The 21,736-nt window shown below is 65.3% G+C and carries 20 protein-coding genes and 1 pseudogene; 5 read left to right on the forward strand and 16 right to left on the reverse strand.

Features of this window, described 5'->3' with window-relative positions:
• From folP to hpt, 5 genes and pseudogenes are all read right to left on the reverse strand, one after another.
• Positions 1 to 761, reverse strand: a 761-nt coding sequence (folP, locus tag W823_RS36300; protein WP_031331550.1) for a dihydropteroate synthase, incomplete at its 3' end; no start/stop codon positions are given.
• 106 nt (positions 762 to 867) lie between these two features.
• Positions 868 to 1,480 (reverse strand): annotated as a pseudogene (folE, locus tag W823_RS36305) (GTP cyclohydrolase I FolE).
• Positions 1,477 to 3,891 (reverse strand): ATP-dependent zinc metalloprotease FtsH, encoded by a 2,415-nt coding sequence (gene ftsH, locus W823_RS36310; RefSeq protein WP_023955657.1) that lies wholly within the window; start codon positions 3,889 to 3,891, stop codon positions 1,477 to 1,479. The pseudogene folE and the gene ftsH overlap by 4 nt, the downstream one beginning before the upstream one ends.
• 324 nt (positions 3,892 to 4,215) lie before the next feature.
• A complete protein-coding gene (locus W823_RS36315) occupies positions 4,216 to 5,577 on the reverse strand; it encodes an amidase (protein WP_023955659.1) in 1,362 nt (453 codons plus the stop codon).
• Positions 5,578 to 5,589: 12 nt separating this feature from the next.
• Complete coding sequence (gene hpt / locus W823_RS36320) at positions 5,590 to 6,162, reverse strand: hypoxanthine phosphoribosyltransferase (RefSeq protein ID WP_030172532.1); 573 nt, start codon at positions 6,160 to 6,162, stop codon at positions 5,590 to 5,592.
• Between the two features lie 317 nt (positions 6,163 to 6,479).
• Here hpt and W823_RS36325 point away from each other — a divergent pair, with 317 nt between their 5' ends.
• Positions 6,480 to 7,133: a hypothetical protein gene (locus W823_RS36325; protein WP_023955663.1), complete on the forward strand. Its 654-nt coding sequence runs from the start codon at positions 6,480 to 6,482 to the stop codon at positions 7,131 to 7,133.
• A 17-nt stretch (positions 7,134 to 7,150) separates the two neighbouring features.
• On the opposite strand, the gene tilS is transcribed toward W823_RS36325, so the two are convergent.
• Genes tilS through dacB form a run of 3 tightly spaced genes read right to left on the reverse strand, consistent with a single transcriptional unit; the run spans position 7,151 to position 10,496 of the window.
• Entirely contained in the window at positions 7,151 to 8,113 is a 963-nt protein-coding gene (gene tilS / locus W823_RS36330) for a tRNA lysidine(34) synthetase TilS (protein ID WP_235189418.1), read from the reverse strand.
• Positions 8,110 to 9,126 (reverse strand): zinc-dependent metalloprotease, encoded by a 1,017-nt coding sequence (locus W823_RS36335; protein WP_235189420.1) that lies wholly within the window; start codon positions 9,124 to 9,126, stop codon positions 8,110 to 8,112. Before W823_RS36335 ends, tilS begins: the two co-directional genes overlap by 4 nt.
• Complete coding sequence (gene dacB / locus W823_RS36340; RefSeq protein ID WP_023955669.1) at positions 9,123 to 10,496, reverse strand: D-alanyl-D-alanine carboxypeptidase/D-alanyl-D-alanine-endopeptidase; 1,374 nt, start codon at positions 10,494 to 10,496, stop codon at positions 9,123 to 9,125. Before dacB ends, W823_RS36335 begins: the two co-directional genes overlap by 4 nt.
• A gap of 105 nt (positions 10,497 to 10,601) precedes the next feature.
• Between dacB and W823_RS36345 the strand changes: the two genes are divergently transcribed.
• Positions 10,602 to 11,114, forward strand: coding sequence for an inorganic diphosphatase (locus tag W823_RS36345; protein WP_023955670.1), 513 nt, complete (start codon positions 10,602 to 10,604; stop codon positions 11,112 to 11,114).
• 93 nt (positions 11,115 to 11,207) lie between these two features.
• Here the strand turns inward: W823_RS36345 and W823_RS36350 are convergent, their stop codons facing one another.
• Both W823_RS36350 and W823_RS36355 read right to left on the reverse strand, forming a co-directional pair.
• Positions 11,208 to 12,890 (reverse strand): MDR family MFS transporter, encoded by a 1,683-nt coding sequence (locus tag W823_RS36350; protein ID WP_023955672.1) that lies wholly within the window; start codon positions 12,888 to 12,890, stop codon positions 11,208 to 11,210.
• Complete coding sequence (locus W823_RS36355) at positions 12,887 to 13,231, reverse strand: MarR family winged helix-turn-helix transcriptional regulator (RefSeq protein ID WP_369792580.1); 345 nt, start codon at positions 13,229 to 13,231, stop codon at positions 12,887 to 12,889. The genes W823_RS36350 and W823_RS36355 overlap by 4 nt, the downstream gene beginning before the upstream one ends.
• Positions 13,232 to 13,522: 291 nt before the next feature.
• On the opposite strand from W823_RS36355, the gene alc reads away from it, so the two are divergent.
• On the forward strand, positions 13,523 to 14,548 hold the full coding sequence (gene alc, locus W823_RS36360; protein WP_031331554.1) for an allantoicase: 1,026 nt from the start codon (positions 13,523 to 13,525) through the stop codon (positions 14,546 to 14,548).
• 37 nt (positions 14,549 to 14,585) lie between these two features.
• Here alc and W823_RS36365 read toward each other — a convergent pair whose 3' ends face one another.
• The 6 genes from W823_RS36365 to W823_RS36385 all read right to left on the reverse strand — a co-directional run bounded on the left by W823_RS36365 (position 14,586) and on the right by W823_RS36385 (position 18,884).
• Complete coding sequence (locus tag W823_RS36365; protein WP_023955675.1) at positions 14,586 to 15,104, reverse strand: hypothetical protein; 519 nt, start codon at positions 15,102 to 15,104, stop codon at positions 14,586 to 14,588.
• Positions 15,101 to 15,928, reverse strand: coding sequence for an aminotransferase class V-fold PLP-dependent enzyme (locus W823_RS0128135; protein ID WP_051406385.1), 828 nt, complete (start codon positions 15,926 to 15,928; stop codon positions 15,101 to 15,103). The genes W823_RS36365 and W823_RS0128135 overlap by 4 nt, the downstream gene beginning before the upstream one ends.
• A 122-nt stretch (positions 15,929 to 16,050) precedes the next feature.
• Positions 16,051 to 16,674 carry a DedA family protein gene (locus W823_RS36370; RefSeq protein WP_197038012.1) on the reverse strand — a complete coding sequence of 208 codons (624 nt, stop codon included), beginning with the start codon at positions 16,672 to 16,674 and terminating at the stop codon, positions 16,051 to 16,053.
• A 68-nt stretch (positions 16,675 to 16,742) separates the two neighbouring features.
• On the reverse strand, positions 16,743 to 17,951 hold the full coding sequence (locus W823_RS36375) for an O-succinylhomoserine sulfhydrylase (RefSeq protein WP_023955681.1): 1,209 nt from the start codon (positions 17,949 to 17,951) through the stop codon (positions 16,743 to 16,745).
• 34 nt (positions 17,952 to 17,985) lie between these two features.
• Complete coding sequence (locus tag W823_RS36380) at positions 17,986 to 18,399, reverse strand: rhodanese-like domain-containing protein (protein ID WP_031331557.1); 414 nt, start codon at positions 18,397 to 18,399, stop codon at positions 17,986 to 17,988.
• On the reverse strand, positions 18,396 to 18,884 hold the full coding sequence (locus W823_RS36385) for a hypothetical protein (RefSeq protein ID WP_031331559.1): 489 nt from the start codon (positions 18,882 to 18,884) through the stop codon (positions 18,396 to 18,398). The genes W823_RS36380 and W823_RS36385 overlap by 4 nt, the downstream gene beginning before the upstream one ends.
• A 143-nt stretch (positions 18,885 to 19,027) precedes the next feature.
• Between W823_RS36385 and W823_RS36390 the strand changes: the two genes are divergently transcribed.
• Together W823_RS36390 and W823_RS36395 are read left to right on the forward strand one after the other, a co-directional pair.
• Entirely contained in the window at positions 19,028 to 20,059 is a 1,032-nt protein-coding gene (locus tag W823_RS36390; protein ID WP_023955686.1) for an ABC transporter substrate-binding protein, read from the forward strand.
• Between the two features lie 202 nt (positions 20,060 to 20,261).
• Positions 20,262 to 21,650 (forward strand): FAD-dependent oxidoreductase, encoded by a 1,389-nt coding sequence (locus W823_RS36395; protein ID WP_023955688.1) that lies wholly within the window; start codon positions 20,262 to 20,264, stop codon positions 21,648 to 21,650.
• Positions 21,651 to 21,736 lie beyond the last annotated feature (86 nt).

Raw genomic sequence — 21,736 nt, forward strand, 5'->3', positions numbered from 1 at the left:
GCGCGCACGTCGTGTACCCGCACGCCCCACGCACCTCCCGCGGCCGCGAGTGCGGTCAGAGCGGCGGTGGCGATCTCGCGGCCATCCGGCGGACGTGGGTTTCCGTCTCGATCGGCGAGCAGGGTACCGAGAAAACGCTTGCGTGACGCCCCGATCAGTACGGGAAAACCGAGCCCCACCAAGGTTGGCAGTGCGTGTAGCAGGGCCCAATTGTGCTCGGCAGTCTTCGCGAATCCGAGACCAGGATCGAGGATCAACGCACTGGGATCAACACCGGCAGACGTGGCCGCATCGACCTGCGCCAGCAGTTCCCCGCTGACCTCGGCCACCACGTCGCGATACACGCCGGGTTCGCCGGTCCGATGGACAAACGACGGATCGGAAGGGCGCCAGTGCATCAGGATCCACGGAACACCCGCCTCGGCGACAACTCCCGCCATGTCCGGATCCGCACGTCCGCCGGATACATCGTTCACGACAGTTGCGCCCGCAGCGATCGCCTTCTCGGCGACCTCGGCGCGCATGGTGTCCACGGAAGTCCGAACACCTTGCGCCGCCAGGCCTTTGATGACGGGCGTGACCCTGGCGATCTCGAGACCGGTGTCGACGCGGTGCGCACCGGGTCTGGTGGACTCCCCGCCCACGTCGATGATGTCTGCCCCCTGCGCAGCCAGCGACAACCCATGGGCGATGGCGGCATCGGTATCGAGGTACCGGCCACCGTCGGAGAAGGAATCGGCCGTCACGTTGACGACGCCCATGATGATGGTGCTCACGCCGTCCACCCCATCACGACGTCCACCACGTCAGGTCGCCGGGGCTTTCGGTGATGCCGGCCCCTCACGATGCTCCTGGTGTGATCGCAGGTCAGCGAGAGATGAGGTCGAGGGCTTCGCCCCGCGAGACCGCGCTGGTCTTGAACTGACCGCGAACCGCAGAGGTGGTGGTGGTGGCGCCCGGCTTGCGGATTCCACGCATCGCCATGCACAGGTGCTCGGCTTCGATCACCACGATGACCCCCGCGCGGATCGAGTTTGCGAACGATCGCATCCGCGATCTGCGTGGTCAACCGTTCCTGGACCTGCGGTCGTTTCGCGTAGAGGTCGACCAGACGCGCCAACTTGGACAGGCCGGTCACCTGGCCGGTGGGACCAGGGATGTAACCGACGTGCGCGACACCGTGGAACGACACCAGGTGGTGTTCGCAGGTCGAATACATCGGGATGTCCTTGACCAGCACGAGCTCGTCATGTCCGACATCGAACGTGGTGGCCAGCACGTCGTCGGGGTTGACATGCAGGCCCCCGAACATCTCGACGTAAGCACGTGCCACCCGGGCCGGCGTCTCCTTCAGACCGTCGCGGTCCGGGTCTTCGCCGACGGCGATGAGCAGCTCACGTACGGCACGTTCGGCGCGCTCGGCGTCAAAGGGAGCAATCGCACCGTTCTTGGCGGGTGTCCCACTGGTCTCTTGTGTCATTGTCCATTCTGTCCATTCGGGGAATGCCCATTCTGGCCGTGACCGTCGTTCCCGCCGTCACCCTGGTTGTTCCCGTTGTACCCGCCATGGCCGTTCTGACCATTCGGCGGCTGGCCATGAGAACCGGGCTGGCCGTAGGGGTTACCCGGCTGTCCGTATGGATTGCCTGGTTGCCCGTATGGGTTGCCTGCCGGGTAGGAACCGTTGTGGCCCGGTGCACCGTTCTGCCCCGTGCCGCCGTTCTGGGCCTGTCCGCCGTTCGGCCCACCGTTGGGGGGCCAGCCCGGAGCCGACCAACCCGCGGGAGCACCGTAATCGGGACGGGTGCCTCCTGGGACAGCACCTGCCTGCCCACCTTGCTGCGGGTAGGGGTTGCCCGGGGACTGCGGCGGATACTGCTGCTGCGGAAGCTCACCCGGACCGGGCTGCATGTGCGAGGGTCCGACCTTCGCCAGCTCCGGCGACTTCGGGGGTTCGGGTGGCCAAGGCTCGCCGCGCTCCTTGGCGAGCTCGCCCGGCGTCTTCACCGGCGGCTTGTCGCTTGGGGTGCGTTCGCCGAAATCGTTGAAGGTGGTGATGCGCGGGCGCTTGACCACCTTGTCGAAGATCTTCTCGAGATCCTTCCGGGTCAGGGTCTCGCGTTCGAGGAGTTGCGTGGCGAGCTCGTCGAGTGTGTCGCGGTACTCGGTGAGGATGGCCCACGCCTCGGTGTGAGCGGCCTCGATGAGGCGTCGCACCTCGTCGTCGATCTCACTGGCGACCTCGGGTGAGTAGTCGGCGTGCGAACCCATCGAGCGGCCGAGGAACGGGTCACCCTGCTCCTGCCCGTACCGCACGGCTCCGAGCCTGGCGCTCATGCCGTACTCCGTGACCATGGCGCGAGCGATCTTGGTGGCCTGGTCGATGTCGGAGGACGCGCCGGTGGTCGGCTCGTGGAACACCAACTCTTCGGCAGCACGACCACCCATTGCCATCACCAGACGGGCGATCATCTCCGAACGGGTCATCAGGTCTTTGTCCTGCTCGGGCACGGCAAGAGCGTGGCCGCCCGTACGTCCGCGGGCCAGGATGGTGACCTTGTAGATAGGGTCCAGATCGGGCATCGCCCATGCGGCGAGTGTGTGGCCGCCCTCGTGGTAGGCCACGATCTTCTTCTCGTGCTCACTGATGATGCGGCTCTTGCGGCGCGGACCACCCACAACCCGGTCGACGGACTCTTCGAGCAGTTCGGCGGTGATGGTGGTGCGGTTCTCGCGGGCGGCCAGCAGTGCGGCCTCATTGATGACGTTCGCCAGATCGGCACCCGACATACCCGGGGTGCGCTTGGCCAGACCGTCGAGGTCCGCGTCGGCGTCGATCGGCTTGCCCTGTGCGTGGACGTTGAGGATCGCCTTGCGGCCCGCCATGTCGGGGTTGCCGACGGGGATCTGACGGTCGAAGCGTCCCGGACGCAGAAGTGCAGGGTCGAGGATGTCGGGCCGGTTGGTGGCCGCGATCAAGATGACGCCCGAACGCTCACCGAATCCGTCCATCTCGACGAGCAACTGGTTGAGGGTCTGCTCGCGCTCGTCGTGTCCTCCGCCCAGGCCGGCGCCGCGCTGGCGTCCGACGGCGTCGATCTCATCGACGAAGATGATGCAGGGGCTGTTGTTCTTGGCCTGCTCGAACATGTCGCGCACACGTGAGGCACCGACACCGACGAACATCTCCACGAAGTCCGAACCGGAGATGGTGAAGAACGGCACACCGGCCTCACCTGCGACTGCGCGGGCGAGAAGCGTCTTACCGGTTCCGGGAGGACCGAACAGCAACACGCCCTTGGGGATCTTGGCTCCCAGAGCCTGGTAGCGGGCCGGGTTCTGCAGGAAGTCCTTGATCTCGAAGAGCTCTTCGACCGCCTCGTCGGCACCTGCCACATCGGCGAACGTGGTGGTCGGCATGTCTTTGTTCAGCTGTTTGGCCTTGGACTTGCCGAAGCCCATCACGCCGCCCTTGCCGCCACCCTGCATCCGGTTCATCACGAAGAAGAACAGGCCGAACAGCAGGACGAGCGGAAGGATGAAGATCAGCATCTGCATCAGGAACGACTCTTGGTTGACGTTCGTCTGATACTTCGCACCCGAGGCGTCGACGCGGTCGAAGACCTCTTCGGTGGTGCGGGCGGGGTACTTGGCGGAGATCTTCTTGTCGCCGCCGGCCTGCGCCGGGTCCTTGAGCGTCATCCGTAGCGTCTGCTCGCGGTCATCCATCTGCACCTCGGACACGTTCTTCGTGTTGAGCTGCGTCATCGCCACAGAGGTGTCGACACTCTTGTAGTCACGATTGTTGTCGCGGAGCACGGTCCAGCCCCAGATGGCCAGCACGATGATGGCCACGATCGCCAGGTTGCGAAAGACAGTCTTGCGGTTCATTGAGGTGTGTCAGCCGACCCCGACGGCCACTATCGGCCCTCTGTGATTTCGGCGCGTCCTTCCAGTCGGGATGTCTGAATCATCAGGCTACCCGTCAACGATTCATCGTGGTCGCGCGTTCCCCGTGGGCGAAACCAGTCCCGGCGCCGCGCTGGCCGACGCCGCGGCTCGCGAAACTGGGGCACGCTCGGTTTGCAGAGCGCGCGACGACGAGTTTGGCGCGCTGGACGCGGGCAAGGCTCGCGATACTTGGGAACGCTCGGTCTACAGACGGCGCAACTACGAGTAACGCGCGCCCACCGCCGGCTGCGCTCAGTACGGACATCAGTACCCGGGAGCTACTCGCTGCCAGGGGCGGGCGGCCTCGATCTGGGCGGCGAGCTTCAGCAACGTCGACTCGGATCCCGGGCGGCCGGCGAAATGGACGGCCACCGGGGTCTTGGACACCGGGTGCACACCGAACGGCACCGACATCGCAGGCCATCCGAGGAGGTTGAACAGTCCCTGGAACGGCGCGTAGTTGATGTTCGCCCACATGTTGGCCGCCCAGCTCTTGCTGCTCCACGCCTTGGCCTCCAGAGGCGGGGCTGCGAGGGCGGGGGTCATCAAGACGTCGGCCTGGTTGCGGTCGAGGTAAGCGAGCACCTTCTGCTCGATGGTGCTGGCCTGGACGTCGTGTACCAGATCAAAGCGTTGCACCGCCCTGCCGAGCGACGTGTGAATCTTGCTGCGCGACTGCAACTTCGACAGATCGCCGCCCGCCTTGGCGAAGTCGTCCGCGTCGGCTGCAGCCCCTGCCAGCCATCGCAGCAGCAGAGGAGCCGGATTGCTCGGGTACGGCAGCTTGGACTGCGGCACCCTGTGGCCGTGGTCGGCGAGCAACGCGCTGCAACTGGACACCGCCTGCGCGAAGTGCTTGTCCGTCCGACCCACGGCCAGCGGAAAGTTTTGTGCCACAACGATTCTGAGCTTCCCAGGGTCGGAGTCCGCCCCGGCGCCGGCAAGGGCCATGTCGTCGGCCATCACCCCGAGCATCAGTGCGCCGTCGGCAACCGTGGTGGCAAGCGGCCCGTTCTCGCTCATCTTGAACCAGCCGTTGCCGCCGAACTCGCTGGGTACCACTCCGAGGCCGGGCTTGAAACCGAACAATCCACAATCGGCGGCAGGGATGCGGATCGAGCCGAGGCCGTCGTTCCCGTGCGCCAACTCGACCTGCCCGCTGGCCACCGCCGCAGCCGCTCCACCGGACGAGCCGCCTGGGGTTCGCGCCGGATTCCACGGGTTGCGTGTCACGGTCTGCTCGTTGTCGGTGGTCCCCCACAGGCACAGCTCGGGTACGGCGGTGAGGCCGATGACCACTGCGCCCGCGGCTCGAAGCCTGCGGACCACGGTGTGGTCACTGAGCGCAGGTGCTCGACTTGTTGCGGCTGACCCCACGGTCATCGGCTCGCCTGCGACGGACACGTTGTCCTTGATGGCAACCGGCACTCCGGCCAAGGGCAGTCTCGCCAGATCCGGATGGGCCGTGAGCAGTTCCGCTTCGGCGACGGCCTTGCCGGCACGGACCTTGACGAATGCGCCGATGGAACCGTCGCGATCAGCTATCCGTGACAGCGCATCCCGGGTCACCTGCACCGGATCGAGTCGACCGGTCCGGACACCTTCTGCCGTCTGTAACGCACTCACCGAAACGAACCTCTAATCGGAGTAGACGTTCGGGTTCAGCCGACCGACGTACGGCAGATCCCGGTACCTCTCGGCGTAATCGAGCCCGTACCCGACCACGAACTCGTTCGGGATGTCGAAGCCGACATCCTCGACGTGCACGTCCACCCGCACGGCGTCGGGTTTACGCAGCAGTGTGCAGACCTCCAACGACCTGGGGTGGCGGGTACGCAAGTTCTTCACCAGCCACGAGAGCGTCAGCCCGGAGTCGATGATGTCTTCGACGATCACGACGTCGCGGTCGTGGATGTCGCGATCGAGGTCTTTGAGGATGCGCACCACACCCGACGACGACGTCGAGGACCCATACGAACTCACCGCCATGAACTCGAGCTGCGACGGGATCGGCAGCGCCCGCGCGAAGTCGGTCATGAACATCACCGCACCCTTGAGGACACCGATGAGGACCAGGTCATCCGGAGTGTCCCGGTACCGGTTCGCCACCGTCTCGGCGAGCTCGGCGATGCGCCGCTGGATCTGCTCCTCGGTGACCACAACTGCTTCGATGTCGTCCCCATATGGATCGCGCTGTTCGCTCACGGACATCATCATGCCTCAACGGCCGCAGCCCGGGTCGCGCAGCCGTCGGCCGGCAGCTGTGTAGACCCAACGAATGACACCAATTCGCGACAGCCATATGGCTTTTCGTGGCGACTTCTCGTTTGTTTTGCGAATTGTCCCCATTTCGGCCAAACTCCCATTTGGCGACCGTTAGCATTGCGTTGCCTGAGAACACATGGTCATCACACAGCGTCACCATCCCCTCTGCCCAGGGGCCGGTCACGTCGCCTCTGCTTGTTTCGATGTGGGGATCGAAATCGGTTCGGGCGGACATTCAAGCAATCAGAGGGGATTTGTAGTCAATGAGGTTTCGGAAATCAGTGGTCTCGGCCATGCTGGTACTGGCCACCACCGCCAGCGTGGTGACGGCCACGCAGGCGAATGCGGCCCCGCCCGCGAAAGACATCGGCTATTCGGCGAATATCGTCGGTGATCACGTTGTGTTGCAGACCGACATCGGTTCGCTGCGCACCTCGGACGGTCAATTCCAGATCGTCGACAACAAAGGCAACGTCGCCGCGAGCATCCCTCTCGCCTACAACCTCAACGACAAGCAATTCCCCATCAACGCCGACATCAACGGCCGTACCGCGACTTTGACCCCTGTCCGCGACGCTGCGGCTGCTCAACCCGTGAAGGTCAGTGACGCCGTCCGCAAGCAGGCTGCTGCCCCGGCCACCCGCGAGCAGCGCGATATGCAGGCGATGCAGACCCTCAGCCAGAGCATCAACACCGCGTCGGCGGTGGGTGGCCTCGTCGGGACCATCGTCGGCGGCATCATCGGATGTGTGGTCGGCCTGCCCGCTTTTGTTGCCGGGTGCCTGCCCGGCCTCGTGACGGGAGCCGGTATCGGAGGTGTCGTAGGAACCATCGTCGTGGGTGGTCCGGTCCTCATCGGTGCCGCCATCCAGTTCTTCAACACCATCAACTCCCCGTTCGTCCCGCCGGCCAACTGAGGCTGCCGGAACAGAGCTCAACGCACGCGGCGTTCGACCACGAGTCGGGCGCCGCGTCGCGCTATCTCCAGCCTGTGATCGGGGTTCCCACCGACCGCGACCGGCCCTTGGCCACGCCATCGCACCAACAGGGCGTCCACCGCGTTCACCACTGAGCCGGTCGGTTCCGTCGCCCCTTGCGTGACAAGCCAGCGCCGCAGCAGTCGCCGCCGGATCGCTGCCGGTATCGACGTCATCTCAGAGCACACAATCTCGTCTCCGGCGATGACACCGGCGGCGTCATCGGCCATGTCCTCGAGTACGTCGATGTCGTCCTGCAACTGTGATGCCGTGCGACCCAACGATTCGACGACCCCGCCGTGCAACACCTGCTCCAGCAGGGGCAGCACCTCGGTGCGCAACCGAACCCGCGTGAACCGCGGGTCGGTGTTGTGCGGGTCGTGATGCGGCGACAATCCCAGGTCGGTGCACGCGGCCACCGTGCTCGCACGCCGCAGACCGAGGAACGGGCGGCCGAACGGCGGAGTCCACGCACGCATCCCGGCGATGGACCGCGGCCCCGACCCTCTGGCAAGGCCTAGGAGAACGGTCTCCGCCTGATCGTCGAGGGTGTGCGCGAGTAAGACCGGCCTGCCCGCGCGCGCCTCGTCGAGTGCGGCATAGCGAGCACGGCGTGCGGCCGCCTCCAGACCGCCACGACCCACCACATCCACGGGGAGCACCGTGGCCTGCGCGCCCATCACCCGGGCCGACTGCGCCGCCACGTCGGCGACCGCGGCCGAGCCTTCCTGGAGCCGGTGGTCGACCACCAGGGCGTGCACCTGCAGGCCGGCGTGCACGGCAGCGGCGGTGAGTGCCAGCGAATCTGCCCCGCCCGACAACCCCACGCAGACAGCGGTCCCGTCGAGATGATCCCGGGCGAACGACGCCACGGCGCCGGTGACCTCGGCGATGGCGCCCGAGTTCACCCCGGGGTTCACAACACCCGGTCGATCCACAATCGTGGCTTTTCGATCTCGGCGGGCAGCGGCATGGTCTCCGGCCCCGTCCAGATCGCATTGAAGCGGGTCATGCCCACGGTCCCGACGACTTCATCCACAAACGCCTTGCCGCGAATGTACTGAGCGAGTTTGGCGTCCATTCCGAGGAGCACACGCAGCAACCGTTGCACGGGATTCTGTGGCCGGCCCCGACGTTTGTCGAATGCCGCGCGAATCGTGTCGACGGTCGGGACGTGCTGCGGTCCGACGGCATCCATGACGTGATCGGCGTGGCCCTCGAGAAGTGTTCCCAGCATCATCATCCGGGTGAATGCCTCGTATTGCTCAGGGCTCTGCAACAACTGCATCGCACCGACTATGCCTTTTTCACGAGGCTGGTCGCTGCGCATCGCCGCACTGATCCGCGTCACCAATTCACCCGCGGATTCCGCGGTTTCGGCGGTCAGGGCTTCAACATTGGACGACATGTAATCGCGCAACCACGGGTTCGCGGAGAACTGCACCCGGTGCGTCACCTCGTGCAGACACACCCACAACCGGAAGTCCGAAGGTACAACCCGCAACGACCGTTCGACGGCGATGATGTTGGGCGTCACCAGCATCAGGACCCCGTCCGAGCCGGTATCCGGGTTGGCGGTGAACGGATCGTATTGCCCGAGGATCGCGCCGGAGAGCAGCGCCAGCAGTCCGCCGGCCTGGACCCCGGCGACGCGTCCGGATATCCCGGGTTTTCCGTCGGGTTCAGGCCCCTCGAGCATCGCCGACATCGACAGCGCAGCGGCCTCGATCCAGCCACCGCGGTCGAGGATCTGGGCCGCGGGCACGGCCAGACCGTCGGCCAATCCGGTGACCTCACGAACGGGGCCTTCAGCAGCGGCCGATGACCGCGCGAGTTCCTGTTGCGCCGCAGTGATCGTGTACTCGGTGGTGACAGGCCCCGGACGGGCGACCTTCTTGCCCACCGTCGCGGCGAGTTGCCAGTCGATACTCATCGGCATCCACATTCCCGCAGTGCCACTGCGATTGCATCGAGCGCCGGGCGGGCCGCAACTGGCGAACTCCCGTTGGACATCAGCGCGAAACTCAGGACGCGGCCTTCTCTCGTCTGCACCACACCCACCAACGCGCTCGCCCCGGTCAGTGTTCCCGTCTTGGCCCTCACCCAGCCGGCACCCGACTTGTTCTGGGTGTCGAAACGTTCGGCGAGGGTGCCGGTGGCGCCTGCGACGGGGAGCATGTCGAGCAGGGGCCGCAGCTTGGGCTGTGCGTCCCCGGCCCCGGCGTTGACCACCTGATCGAGCAGTGCCGCCGAGACGCGATTGTCCTCGGACAGCCCACTGACGTCGGCGAACACGGTGCCGTTCATGTTGAAGCCGTAGTCGCTCAGCGTCTTACGTACCGCCTCGATGCCACCGGCCATCGTCGGGCGACCACCGGTGGCCTTCGCGATCTCGATGGAGACGGTCTCGGCCAGTACGTTGTCGCTGGCTCGCATCATGTCCCCGAGGCGCGTCACGAGAGGCGCCGACTGCACCTGGGCGATCACCCGGGCATTCGCCGGTGCGGTCGCCTCGGTGGGCGCCGCGTCCACTCCGAGCGCGTCGGCAAGAGCGGCGCCGGCGGTCAGGGCCGGAGTCGAGGTGCGCGGCGAATCGATGAAGAGCGGGTCGTTACGGCCCGAGTCGGCGATCAGCGATTCGATCGGGGTGATGTTCCCGGCCGCGATGTCGGCCGGATCCCAGCTCGGCGCCAGCGTCGGACCACTGAACGCGTTGGTGTCCACGGCCACCGAGGTGACGTCGACGCCGGCCTTCTTGATCTGATCGGCCAGCGCGCTGATCCGCGGTGCATCGGTGAAGAAGGTGTCCTGCCCCTCCGGTTGCACCGACAGCGTCGGGTCGCCCGCGCCCACCAGGATCACCTGACCACCGGCGCCTGCGACCACCGTGGTGGTCACCCTCTGCTCGTGCGGCAGCGCCAACAGGGCAGCCGATGCGGTGAGGACCTTGATCGTCGATGCCGGGATCAGCGCGCGATTCGGATTCGTCGACCACAATTCGGCGCCGGTCAGGGCGTCGGAGATCTCGCCACTCAACTCACCGAGATCCGGGTTGGCCAACGCTTGCGTGAGTTCGGTTCGCACCCCTGCGGGTGTCGGCGCAGGCGCGTCCGCGCGCACCGGATTGATCCTCGGTGTCAGCGACGCCGGCGATGGCTGGGGCGAGGCACCCGCGGGGAGGGCGTCGGAGCCGTCGTCCACGCGGAAGGCTATGACCAGCGCAATGGCTGCCACAGCGATGAGAGCCACCACGGGAACGAGCGTCCACCACAGTCCTTTGCGGCCCAGCGAAGTGCCTGCCACCGATACCTCCGGTCAATTGTGCCGCCGAGCGCGGCGGATAGTTGTGTCCACAGTATCGTTGAGTCGATTTTCGGACCGGATTCGCTGAATGCATCAGGAGGAAGCGTGGACTTCGACGTCACGATCGAGATCCCCAAAGGACAACGCAACAAATACGAGGTCGATCACGAGTCCGGGAAGGTTTATCTCGACCGTTATCTGTACACGTCGATGGGCTATCCGGCGGACTACGGATTCATCGACAACACCCTCGGCGAAGACGGCGACCCACTGGACGCCATGGTCCTGCTGCCCGAGTCGGTCTTCCCGGGCGTCATCGTCCGGGCCCGGGTCGTCGGCATGTTCCGGATGACCGATGAGGCAGGCGGCGACGACAAGTTGCTGGCCGTTCCGGCGAAGGACGTGCGCTGGGACCACATCCAGGACATCGACGATGTACCCGAGTTCGAGCTCAAGGCCATCGCGCACTTCTTCGAGCACTACAAGGATCTCGAGCCGGGCAAAGAGGTCACGGCGGGCGGCTGGACCGGCAAGGCAGACGCCGAGAAGGTGGCGCAGGAAGCCATCGAGCGACTCAAGACTCAGCCGCACGAGGCGAACGAACCCTCCCGCGGCTGATCTGCACTCACACCCGCAGCACAGCAGGGCCCGACTCCACGGAGTCGGGCCCTGCTCGCGTTCGGCCTCAGGATTCGGCCTCAGGAATCGGCCTCAGGATTCGGCGGCGGCCTCGTCCTTGGCGGCTTGCATCCCCGACTTGGTCCGCAATGGAACCTCTTTCCAGAAGAACACCAGCACAAGCGAGATCAGCGAGACGATCGACACGGTCAAGAACACCGTGTCCATCGCGTCGGCGAACCCGACGCGAATCGGTCGCGAGATCGGTTCGGGCAGTTTGGAGATCACCGAGGTGTCGTCCATGACACTGCCGGTCTGGGCATCCGGGTCGGCGGCCGCAGCGATCAGGCCCTTCCCGAATGCGGCGACCTGGGCGTCCGGGCTCTGCGCGGCGGCAGCGACGGCCTGCCTGAACTGCGGGGTGTCCGCACTGTCCTTGAGCCCTTCGGTGACGTTGGGCCCCATCAGCGAGAACAGGATCGAGAAGAACACCGCGACGCCGAGCGTTCCACCTATCTGACGGAAGAAGGTGGCCGATGCGGTGGAGACGCCCATGTCCTTGGGCGGCAACACATTCTGCAAGGCCAACGTCATTGGTTGAAGTAGATTGCCCAGGCCGAAGCCGAGGAAGAACGCCAGGGTCATAACCAGTGCGACCGGGGTGTCCACGCTCAACAGGTGCAGCAGGAACGTCGAGACGGTGATGAGGATCGATCCGATGATCGGGTAGATCCGGTAGTGGCCGGTGCGGGAGATGAGCTGTCCGGATGCCACCGAAGCGATCATCAAACCGAGGACCATGGGCAACATCTGCAGACCGGCGACGGTGGGGCTCGAACCTCGCAGCACCTGGAAGTACTGCGGCAGCATCGAGATCGAGCCGAACATCACCATGCCGACCACCACGGAGATGACGATGCCCTGCGCGAAGATCCGGTTGCGGAAGATACGCAACGGGATGATGGCGGCCTCCCCCATCCGGTGCTCGACGAAGACAAACCCTGCCGTGCCCACCACACCGGCCGTGTAACAGACGATGGCCCACCCACTGCCCCAGCCCCATTCGCGGCCTTGTTCGGCGACGATCAGCAACGGGACCACGCCCAGCGCCAAGAGCCCGGCTCCCGACCAGTCCACCCGCCGACGGGCGCCTCTGATCTGGTCGTAGTCCAGAACGCGGTAGACGACCACCAGGGCAATGAGACCGATCGGCACGTTGACGAGGAACACCCAACGCCAGCCGGACACGAACAGAATGGACTCCTGACCGGCGAGCAGGCCACCGAGCACGGGGCCCACCACACTCGAGGTGCCGAAGACGGCGAGGAAATATCCCTGGTACTTCGCCCGCTCGCGCGGGGGCACGATGTCACCGACGATGGTGAGCGCCAACGACATCAGGCCGCCGGCACCGAGTCCCTGCAACGCGCGGTACCCCGCGAGCTGATACATCGAGGTGGCGGTGGTGCACAGCAGCGAACCGATGATGAAGATCGTGATGGCCGTCATGAACAACTTCTTGCGGCCGTACATGTCCGACAACTTGCCGTAGAGCGGGGTCACGATGGTGGCCGTGACGAGGTACGCGGTGGTCACCCACGCCTGCAGTGAATAGCCCTGCAAGTCATCGGCAATGGTGCGGATGGCAGTGGAGACGATCGTCTGGTCGAGTGCGGCCAGGAACATCCCCAGCATCAGTCCGCCGAGGATCGTGAGAATCTTCTTGTGCGACAGCTCAGCGCTCCCGGCCGGAACGGAAGCGGACGTGTCGGTCAACTCGGTTGCCTCTCCGCTGGTGCACAGGTCAGCGCATCTTCGGCGCTGTTGACGAAACGGCCCATCAGCCGGATCAGGGTGTCGATGTCGTCGTCGGGCCAATCAGCCATCAACATTTTGAGTTCTTCACCGCGACGCTGACGCATGGCAGCCACCCGCTCACGGCCGGAATCGGTGGCCACCAGGATGGTGGCGCGGCCGTCCTGCGGGTCGGCCTCGCGACGGACATAGCCGAGGCGTACCAGGTGAGCGACGTGACGGCTGATGGTCGACGGATCGGCATACAGGGCCTCGGCCAGTTCTCCCGAGCGCGACGTTTGTCGACCAACCGAAAAAGGCACTGGTAGGCGGCCGTTTCGACGATGCCGTCCGGGGTGCGCAGGCGGGTGGCCGCCAGTCGATCGCGGATGCGTGCGTATCGGGCGAGCACCTCGATGAAATCCTCAACCTGGTCCGAGCGGGACATCTTCTGCAACGAGCCTTCCCACGAAACGCATCAATCTAGCCGGCAGCACGAGTTTCACACAGCAACTACTTGTGCGTTGCAAGTATGCTCTGGGCCGGTTGCCATCTGCAACCATCGGCGCCGCCCGGTTCGCCCCGCAGACCCCGGCACACTAACCTCAGATGTCGTGACACCCTCTCCGCCCGCCTCCCGCCCGCACTTCACCTCCATGCCGGATCTGGCGTTGCGTGCCCTCGGCGGAGCAGTGGTCTGGGCCAATGACGACCTGTTCGCCGAAGCGCAGAACCTGATCAAGACCCCAGCGGCCGAGTACCAGCCCGCAACGTTTGGTCACAAAGGTCAGGTCTACGACGGTTGGGAAACCCGGCGGCGTCGCGAAGAGGGCGTCGACCAGGCCATCGTCCGGCTCGGGGTTCCCGGCGTGATCTACGGCGTCGTGGTGGACACATCGTGGTTCGTGGGAAATTACCCGCCCTACATCTCGGTGGAAGCTGCTGCGGTGGAAGGTATTCCGACCGCGCAGGAGCTCGTCGAAGAAACCGAGTGGACAACGATCGTCGACCGCGTCGAGGTCAACGGCGACACCCGCAACCCGTTCCGCGTCGACGCCAAGGAACGGTTCACCCACGTGCGGCTTTCGATCTATCCCGACGGCGGAGTCGCCCGTTTCCGCGTACACGGACGCGGTATCCCCGATCCGAAGTTCTTGTCCTACGGGCACTTCGACCTCGCTGCGCTGGAAAACGGCGGCATGATCACCTCGTGCTCCAACATGTTCTACGGATCGCCGAACAACCTGCTGATGCCGGGTCGTGCCCGCACCATGGGTGAGGGATGGGAGACCTCACGTCGCCGCGATTCCGGAAACGACTGGGTGCAGGTCAAATTGGCGGGTGAGGCCACCGTCGGTCTGGCCGAACTCGACACCAGCTACTTTCTCGGCAACGCCCCGGGGTCGGCGATGATCCGTGGTCGCGACGGCGAGAACGGCGAGTGGTTCGAACTCGTTCCGCGGACTCCCTTGCAACCCGACACCCGGCACCGCTTCCTCGTCGACGTGGACCGACCGCTCACCGAAGCCCGCATGGACATCTACCCCGACGGCGGGATGGCCAGGCTCCGACTCTTCGGTCAACTGACGGACAGTGCCCGAGAACAGATCGTCAACCGCTGGGAACACGGCGAAAGCTGACGCACCCGTTCGGCTTTCGCGGTAGCGGATGGGCGGGTCAGGCCGCGACAGACCTCTTGGTCAATTGCGGCAACACCTGTTCGGCGATCAATGCCGCGCTGCTCCGGCCGGCGTCCACCGAGTCGTCGGCCGATCCCGCGGCGGAATCGATGGGCCGGAGGATCACCGCATCGGCAACCTCGGCGGTGTAGATGTCCAGGATCAGCGTCAGCAGGCCATTGGCCGTTCCGACGTAGCGCACGGTGTCCCCGAACCTCGACTCACCGAGTCGCAACAATTTTGCTCGTGCGGTCGCGGCATCATCGGCGATCAGCACATCGATCTCGAGAGCGACGACCAGATCGGCGGGCTCGTTACCCAGGCTGGTCCACGCCGCTCGCATCTGAGTTCTCTCCCGGATCCCGCCACGCAGTTCTGGCTGGCGGATCCGGCGGATCACCCCCGCATGCGCGTCGCGCGGACGAGGACCACTCCAGGCGATGGGGTTGTCGTCGCCATCGATGGCGACGAGCAGTTCTGGCCGGTTGCGTGGTGCACCGACGGCTTCATATGTCATGACTTCTCCTGCTCGAACACCACATCTGCCAGTGAATCCAATTGCTGCGCAACGTCGTACCGACCGGTCTCGAAACCCCAGCGAAGCGCGAACGGCGCCTCGCGTCCTGCCACCGCGACCGAGGCGATGCCCACACGATCGGCAACGTCGGCCCACAGTCGGAGCCGCCGGGTGCCGGGCAACCGTTGCAGCGCCTCGTCGAGAGTGTCCGACAACGCCTGTTCGTGCAGCCCGATCCACTCGAAACCCATGCCCGCGACCTCGCTGCAACCCTGTGCGAACCCGTTCAGCGCAGACGGCTCCGCGTCGACACCGATGACATCGCGCAGCCAATCCGGCCGGCCGACGACGGCGGCGGGCCCGTGGCCTGCCAGTTGCCGTCCGGTGAACACGACGTAGTCGATGCCGTGGCTGGTCATGTTGATCACCCGTCGGGCCGCGAGTTCGCTTGCGTCCACGAGGAGCCGGGCCCCGTGGCGATGGGCCACCGCAGCGAGCTTCGACAGCGGCAGGACCTCACCGGTGGACGGGGCGACACCCGGGACGATCAGCAGTGCCGCAGGCCGGACGGAGAGCTCGCGGTCCAGGGCGGCGAGTGTGGTGGTGAGATCCACCTGAGCGGCGACGAGTCTGTCGCCGGCGTGGTCCCCGGTCCGACGGTCTCCGAGACCGGCCGTCAGGTCGAGCAGTACGGACTGTCCGGGTGCCGCGCCGACAACCTTTCGCACCGCGTCGTCCGCGTCGGAGGCGAGCACCACGGCGTCACCGGACCGGGCGTGGACGAACTCGGCCAGTACCGTGTGCGGATCGCGCGTGGAGGCCATGGCCGGGCACGTTTCCTTTCCGGGCGAGAGGTGAGAACTGGTGGCCGAAGCGGGTCGGTCCTCCATGTCAACAACGATGTCGCCGGAATAATTGCCGTGTCAAATAAAACCCCGGGTGAATGTTATTCGGCGCTGGTAGAGCCTATTTCGGACTTGTCGCGCTGACGCCACCAGCGGAAGGCGAAGTACCCGAGCACCACCACAGCCGCCGCGAACCCCAGGTACAGCAGCAACGTGGCCCCGATCGTCTCGCCGACGGCGTAACCGGTCACCCCGACCACCACCACCCACACGACGCCGCCCAGGACGTTCGCGAAAAGGTACTGCTTGGTGGGCATCTGACTCATCCCGGCCACAAATGGCGTGACCGTGCGGACGTAACCGATCCAGCGCGCCCCGATCACCGCCACCACACCCCCGTTGCGGATCAGCTCTTCGGCGCGGTTCCAGCGCTCCTCACCGATCCACGAGCCCAGTCTGGAGTGGGTTATTCGTTCCCCTGACCGTCGACCCAGCATGTACCCGGTCCAGTCGCCGAGCACCGCGGCGAAGCAGGCACCGGTGATCAGCCAGCCGATGTTCGTCGGACCGATGGCGGCGGCGACGGCACCCGCCAGCAGAACGGTCTCACCTGGGAGGATCAGGCCGATCAGCGCGGCGGCCTCTCCGTAGATGACCCCCCACACAACGAGATACACGGCCCAGGGCGGAGTGGACTCGACAACCGAGATGACCCAGTCGACCAATGAGGAAAGGATGTCTCCACCCTCCGATCCGAAGAAGGCACCGGGGCCGGTGCCGTGCAATGACGCCGCTAGAGCGCCTGGTCCATGTCGTTTAGCAGGTCGTCGATACCTTCGAGTCCCACCGACAGTCTGACCACGGAGTCCGACAGCCCGATCGCGGCGCGACCTTCCGGGCCCATCGCCCGGTGAGTTGTGGTGGCGGGATGGGTGATCAGCGACTTCGAGTCGCCGAGGTTGTTGGAGATGTCGATGATCTTCAGCCCGTCCAGCACCTCGAACGCCCTTGCCTTACCCGATACCGACCCGCGGTCGGCCAACTCGAAGGTGAGGACCGTACCGCCGCCGGACATCTGCCGGGTGGCCAGGTCGTACTGCGGATGCGACTGCAGGAACGGGTATTTGACCCACGCGACGCGCGGATCCTCCTGCAGGAACTCGGCGATCCGGAGCGCAGAGGCCACCGAGTGGTCCACCCTCAGCCGCATCGTCTCGAGACCCTTGAGCAGGGTCCACGCATTGAACGGGCTGAGCGCCGGCCCGGTGTGCCGCATCAGGGTCTGCACCGGACCGTCGATGTACTCGGCGTCACCGAGGACGGCTCCGCCCATCACCCGGCCCTGACCGTCGATGTGCTTGGTTCCCGAATACACGATCACGTCGGCGCCGAGATCGAGCCCCCTCTGCAGCAGCGGTGTCGCGAAGACGTTGTCCAGCACCACCTTTGCGCCGGCCGCATGGGCGAGTTCGCACACCTTCTCGACGTCGACGAGCGTCTGCATCGGGTTGGACGGGGTCTCGAAGAACACGGCGGTCGTCGGTGTCGAGAGCGCTTGTTCCCACTGTTCGAGGTCTTCGCCGTCGACGAAGACGGTCTCCACACCCCAACGCGGCAAGATCTCGTTGCAGACCACGAAGCAGGACCCGAACAGACTCCGTGCTGCCACCAGCCTGTCCCCGGCCTTCAGCAGCGCACCGAGGGCAACGAACACAGCGGCCATTCCACTGGCGGTGGCAAAGCAGGCTTCGGCACCTTCGAGCAGTCGGAGGCGTTCCTGGAACATCGCGACGGTCGGATTCCCGTAGCGCGAGTACACAAACCGTTTGTCCTCGCCGGTGAAGGCACGCTCAGCGGCAGCAGCCGACGAGTAGACGTAGCCCGAGGTGAGGTACATCGCCTCGGACGTCTCCTCGAACCCCGAGCGGTCGAGACCACCGCGAACCGCGAGCGTATCCGGCGACACCCCGTCGGGCAGTTCGCTGATCACATGTTCCTCCATGGCAGATGAGCACCCCGGCCGGTGGGCCGGTTCCTCAGGATTGGCGCCAGGGCAGCCCCAGCGCCTTCCAACCTACGGCCCCGCGATGACCGGCCGAATCGAGGCCGCCTTCGAATCCGTCGGACACGTTGTACGCCTCGGCGACCCCATCAGCCGTGGCGGCCTCTGCGGCACCGATCGACCGCTGACCGGAACGGCAGAGGAACACCACCGGTTGGTCGTCGGCGATGCCGGCCTCGCGCAGTTGGCCGACAAAATCCGGATTGCGTTGTCCGTCAGGAAATGTGACCCACTCGATCAGTACGGTCTGCTTGCCCAGCTCGGTGAGGTCGGGAATGCCGACGTAACTCCATTCGGCCTTGGTTCGCACGTCCACCAGCACGGCGTCGGGGTTCTCCGAGAGAATCGTCCACGCCTGCTCGGGCGTGATGTCTCCTGCGTAACTCACGAGCACACCTTCCAGTCGCCGTCTTCGTTCACCAGCACCACCCCGGTGATCTGGGTCTCGGCCTTTTCCTTGCGAGACCAGTGGATGTTCGCGGTTGCGCGATCGCCGTTGACAACCGTCTCGGAGATGTCGTCGATCTCAATGGCCCCGTCGGCCTCGCGGGCGTCAGTGTTCTCGATGGTGAACTCGTCCTCGGTGGGGAAATCGACCGACGACAGGTCCGCAGTACAGGTGGCGGCGCGGAAGTTCGAATAGTTGACGGCGTTCTTCGCGGTGTAGTGGTCGTTGATGGAGCGGGCCACCTTGGCCTCCTCGGTGAGCCGCTCGTCCGCCGGGCGCACCACGTAGGTGATGGCGATGGTGCCGAGCGTCAGCACGACGATCACCACTGCGATGAGAAACGGCCACATGGTCCGGCGTTCGTCATCGCTCGGCGGTCCCGACTTACCACCTTCACCGGACGTCCCGGAGTTCCTTGATGCCATGGTCGCGAGCTTATAACCCGCATTTGCCGGATGCCGCGCCGCCGTGAGACGCTGATCCAGATATTGGTGAGCCAATCCTAACTTGATCGACGCCGTCGGGGGCGAACTCGACCTCTGGATTGCCGGACGTAAGGACAAGAAAAGTGCGTATCAAGACAACCCGGTTGTCGCGCGGGTTCACCCGCACGGCCGTCGCCACGGTGGCCGTCGCCGCCCTGGTGGGAACAGCCGCATGCTCAGCTCCCGACGAAGACAGTGACAGCTCAGGTGCTTCGGTCTCCGCGGAAGCCGGCGCCCTGCCCGTCACCATCACCCACAACCTCGGCGAGACCACCATCGAGACCGAGCCCAAGCGCATAGCAACCCTCGGCCCCGGCGATTCGGACATCTTGCTGGCTCTCGGCATCATGCCGACCACCATCGTGCCGTTCGGCGATTCGACCGGTAAGAACGCTGTCGCGCCATGGAACGAGAAGTACATCGCCGAGAACACCCCCGAGGTCCTCGGCCTGGCCGCACAAGATCTGAACGGTGAGATCCCCAAGGCACTGGCCACCAACCCCGACATGATCGTCGCGGTGAACAACGCGGTCACCCAGGAGCAGTACGACAACCTCAAGAAGGTTGCGCCCACCCTCGTACGCGAAGCGCAGTACCAGGACTGGCTGATCCCCTGGGCCGCATCCACCGCCGAGATCGGCAAGGCCGTCGGCATGCCCGAGAAGACCCAGGAACTGATCGACCAGACCAATCAGAAGTTCGAGGACGCCAAGGCGAAGTACCCGAACATGGTCGGCAAGAAGTCGGCCGTGATCATCGCCGGCACCGACGGCTCCATCTCCATCTACGGCCCCGGTGACGGTCGCGGACAGATGCTGACCAACCTCGGCCAGGTGTTCCCCAAAGAACTCGAGCAGCTCGTGACCAGCGGCTTCTACGGAACCATCTCGAACGAGAACCTCAACCTGCTCAACAACCTCGACCAGGTCGTGGCCATCGACTGGGAGGGCTCCAACGAGCGGATGAAGACGAACCCGGTCTTCAACAACCTCGACATCGTCAAGCGCGGGGGCGTCATCTACCTCGACCAGCAGACCGGAACCGCGATGTCGGTGCCAACCGTGCTGACCATCCCCTGGGCTGTCGACCAGATCGCCCCGCAGCTCGGCAAATAGGCGGCCGAACCGCAGGTTCTACTCCGCGGGACTCGACACAACACGAGGTCAGAGGTTTGCTGGACCTGGTTCTTTATGAGGTTTTTGGTTTTGACCAGGTCCAGCGCCTACCGTGGTGGGCAGACTATCGACAACGCCCGCACCAGGAGGGTCGCCCCGGCTCTCGGCAGCGACCCCAACCGAACGAGAAAGACTCCGACTCATGAGCGATCAGAACCGTCCGCTTCGCGTGGCCATCGTCGGTGCCGGCCCGGCCGGCATCTATGCCGCTGATGCCCTGATGAAGTCGGAGAAGGCCAAAGACCGTGGTGTCTCGATCGACCTCTTCGAGCGGATGCCGGCACCGTTCGGCCTGATCCGCTACGGCGTGGCACCGGATCATCCGCGCATCAAGGGCATCATCACCGCGCTGCACAAGGTGCTGGACAAGCCGCAGATCCGGTTGATCGGCAACGTCAACTACGGCAGCGACATCGCCCTCGAAGACCTGCAGCAGATGTACGACGCGGTCATCTTCTCCACCGGCGCCACCGACGACCGGGCGATGAACCTGCCCGGCATCGACCTCGACGGCTCCTACGGCGCCGCCCAGTTCGTGGCCTGGTACGACGGACATCCCGACTTCCCACGCACCTGGCCCCTCGAGGCCGAGAAAGTCGCGGTCATCGGCGTCGGCAACGTCGCCCTGGACGTGGCACGCGTACTGGCCAAGACCGGCGACGAACTGCTGCCCACCGAGATCCCCGCCAACGTCTACGAGGGCCTCAAGAACAACAAGGCCACCGAGGTCCACGTGTTCGGACGCCGCGGACCGGCTCAGGCCAAGTTCACCCCGCTCGAGCTCAAAGAGCTCGACCACTCGCCCACCATCGACGTGATCGTCAATCCCGAGGACATCGACTACGACGAGGGCTCCACCGTCGCCCGCCGGTCGTCGAAGATCACCGATCAGGTCGCCACCATCATCGAGCAGTACGCGATCCGCGACCCCAAGGGCCGCCCGCACAAGCTGTTCCTGCACTTCTTCGAGTCGCCCGTGGAAATCCTGGGCGACGACGGCAAGGTCGTCGGTCTGCGCACCGAACGGACCGAGCTCGACGGCACCGGCAACGTCAAGGGCACCGGCAACTTCACCGACTGGGACCTGGGCGCGGTCTACCGGGCCGTGGGCTACCTCTCGGACAACCTGCCGCAGATCCCGTTCGACGACCAGGCAGGCGTCATTCCCAACGAAGCGGGCCGCATCTTCAACGACGGCTCCCACATGACCGGCATGTACACCACCGGCTGGATCAAGCGCGGACCCGTCGGCCTCATCGGCCACACCAAGGGCGACGCCAACGAGACCGTCGACTGCCTGCTCGACGACATGCACGAGGGCAAGCTCCTCGAACCGGCCGAGCCCGGCGAGGACGCGATCATCAAGTACCTCGAGGACAAGAGCGTCGCCTTCACCACCTGGGACGGCTGGTACCGGCTCGATGAGCACGAACGCGCACTCGGAGCCGCCGAGGGCCGCGAACGCGTCAAGGTCGTCGAGCGCGAAGACATGCTCGCAGCCTCTGAGCCCGACAAGGTCAACAGGGCCTGACGCCGGGGTTGGGGTTCCGGAAGCTCGGGCTGTAGCGCGCGCTTCTGCCGGTTCGGTGAGCGACGGTAACCGCCAGCTCGCGAACC

Origin of the sequence: Williamsia sp. D3 (assembly GCF_000506245.1) — a bacterium.
GTDB lineage: Bacteria > Actinomycetota > Actinomycetes > Mycobacteriales > Mycobacteriaceae > Williamsia > Williamsia muralis.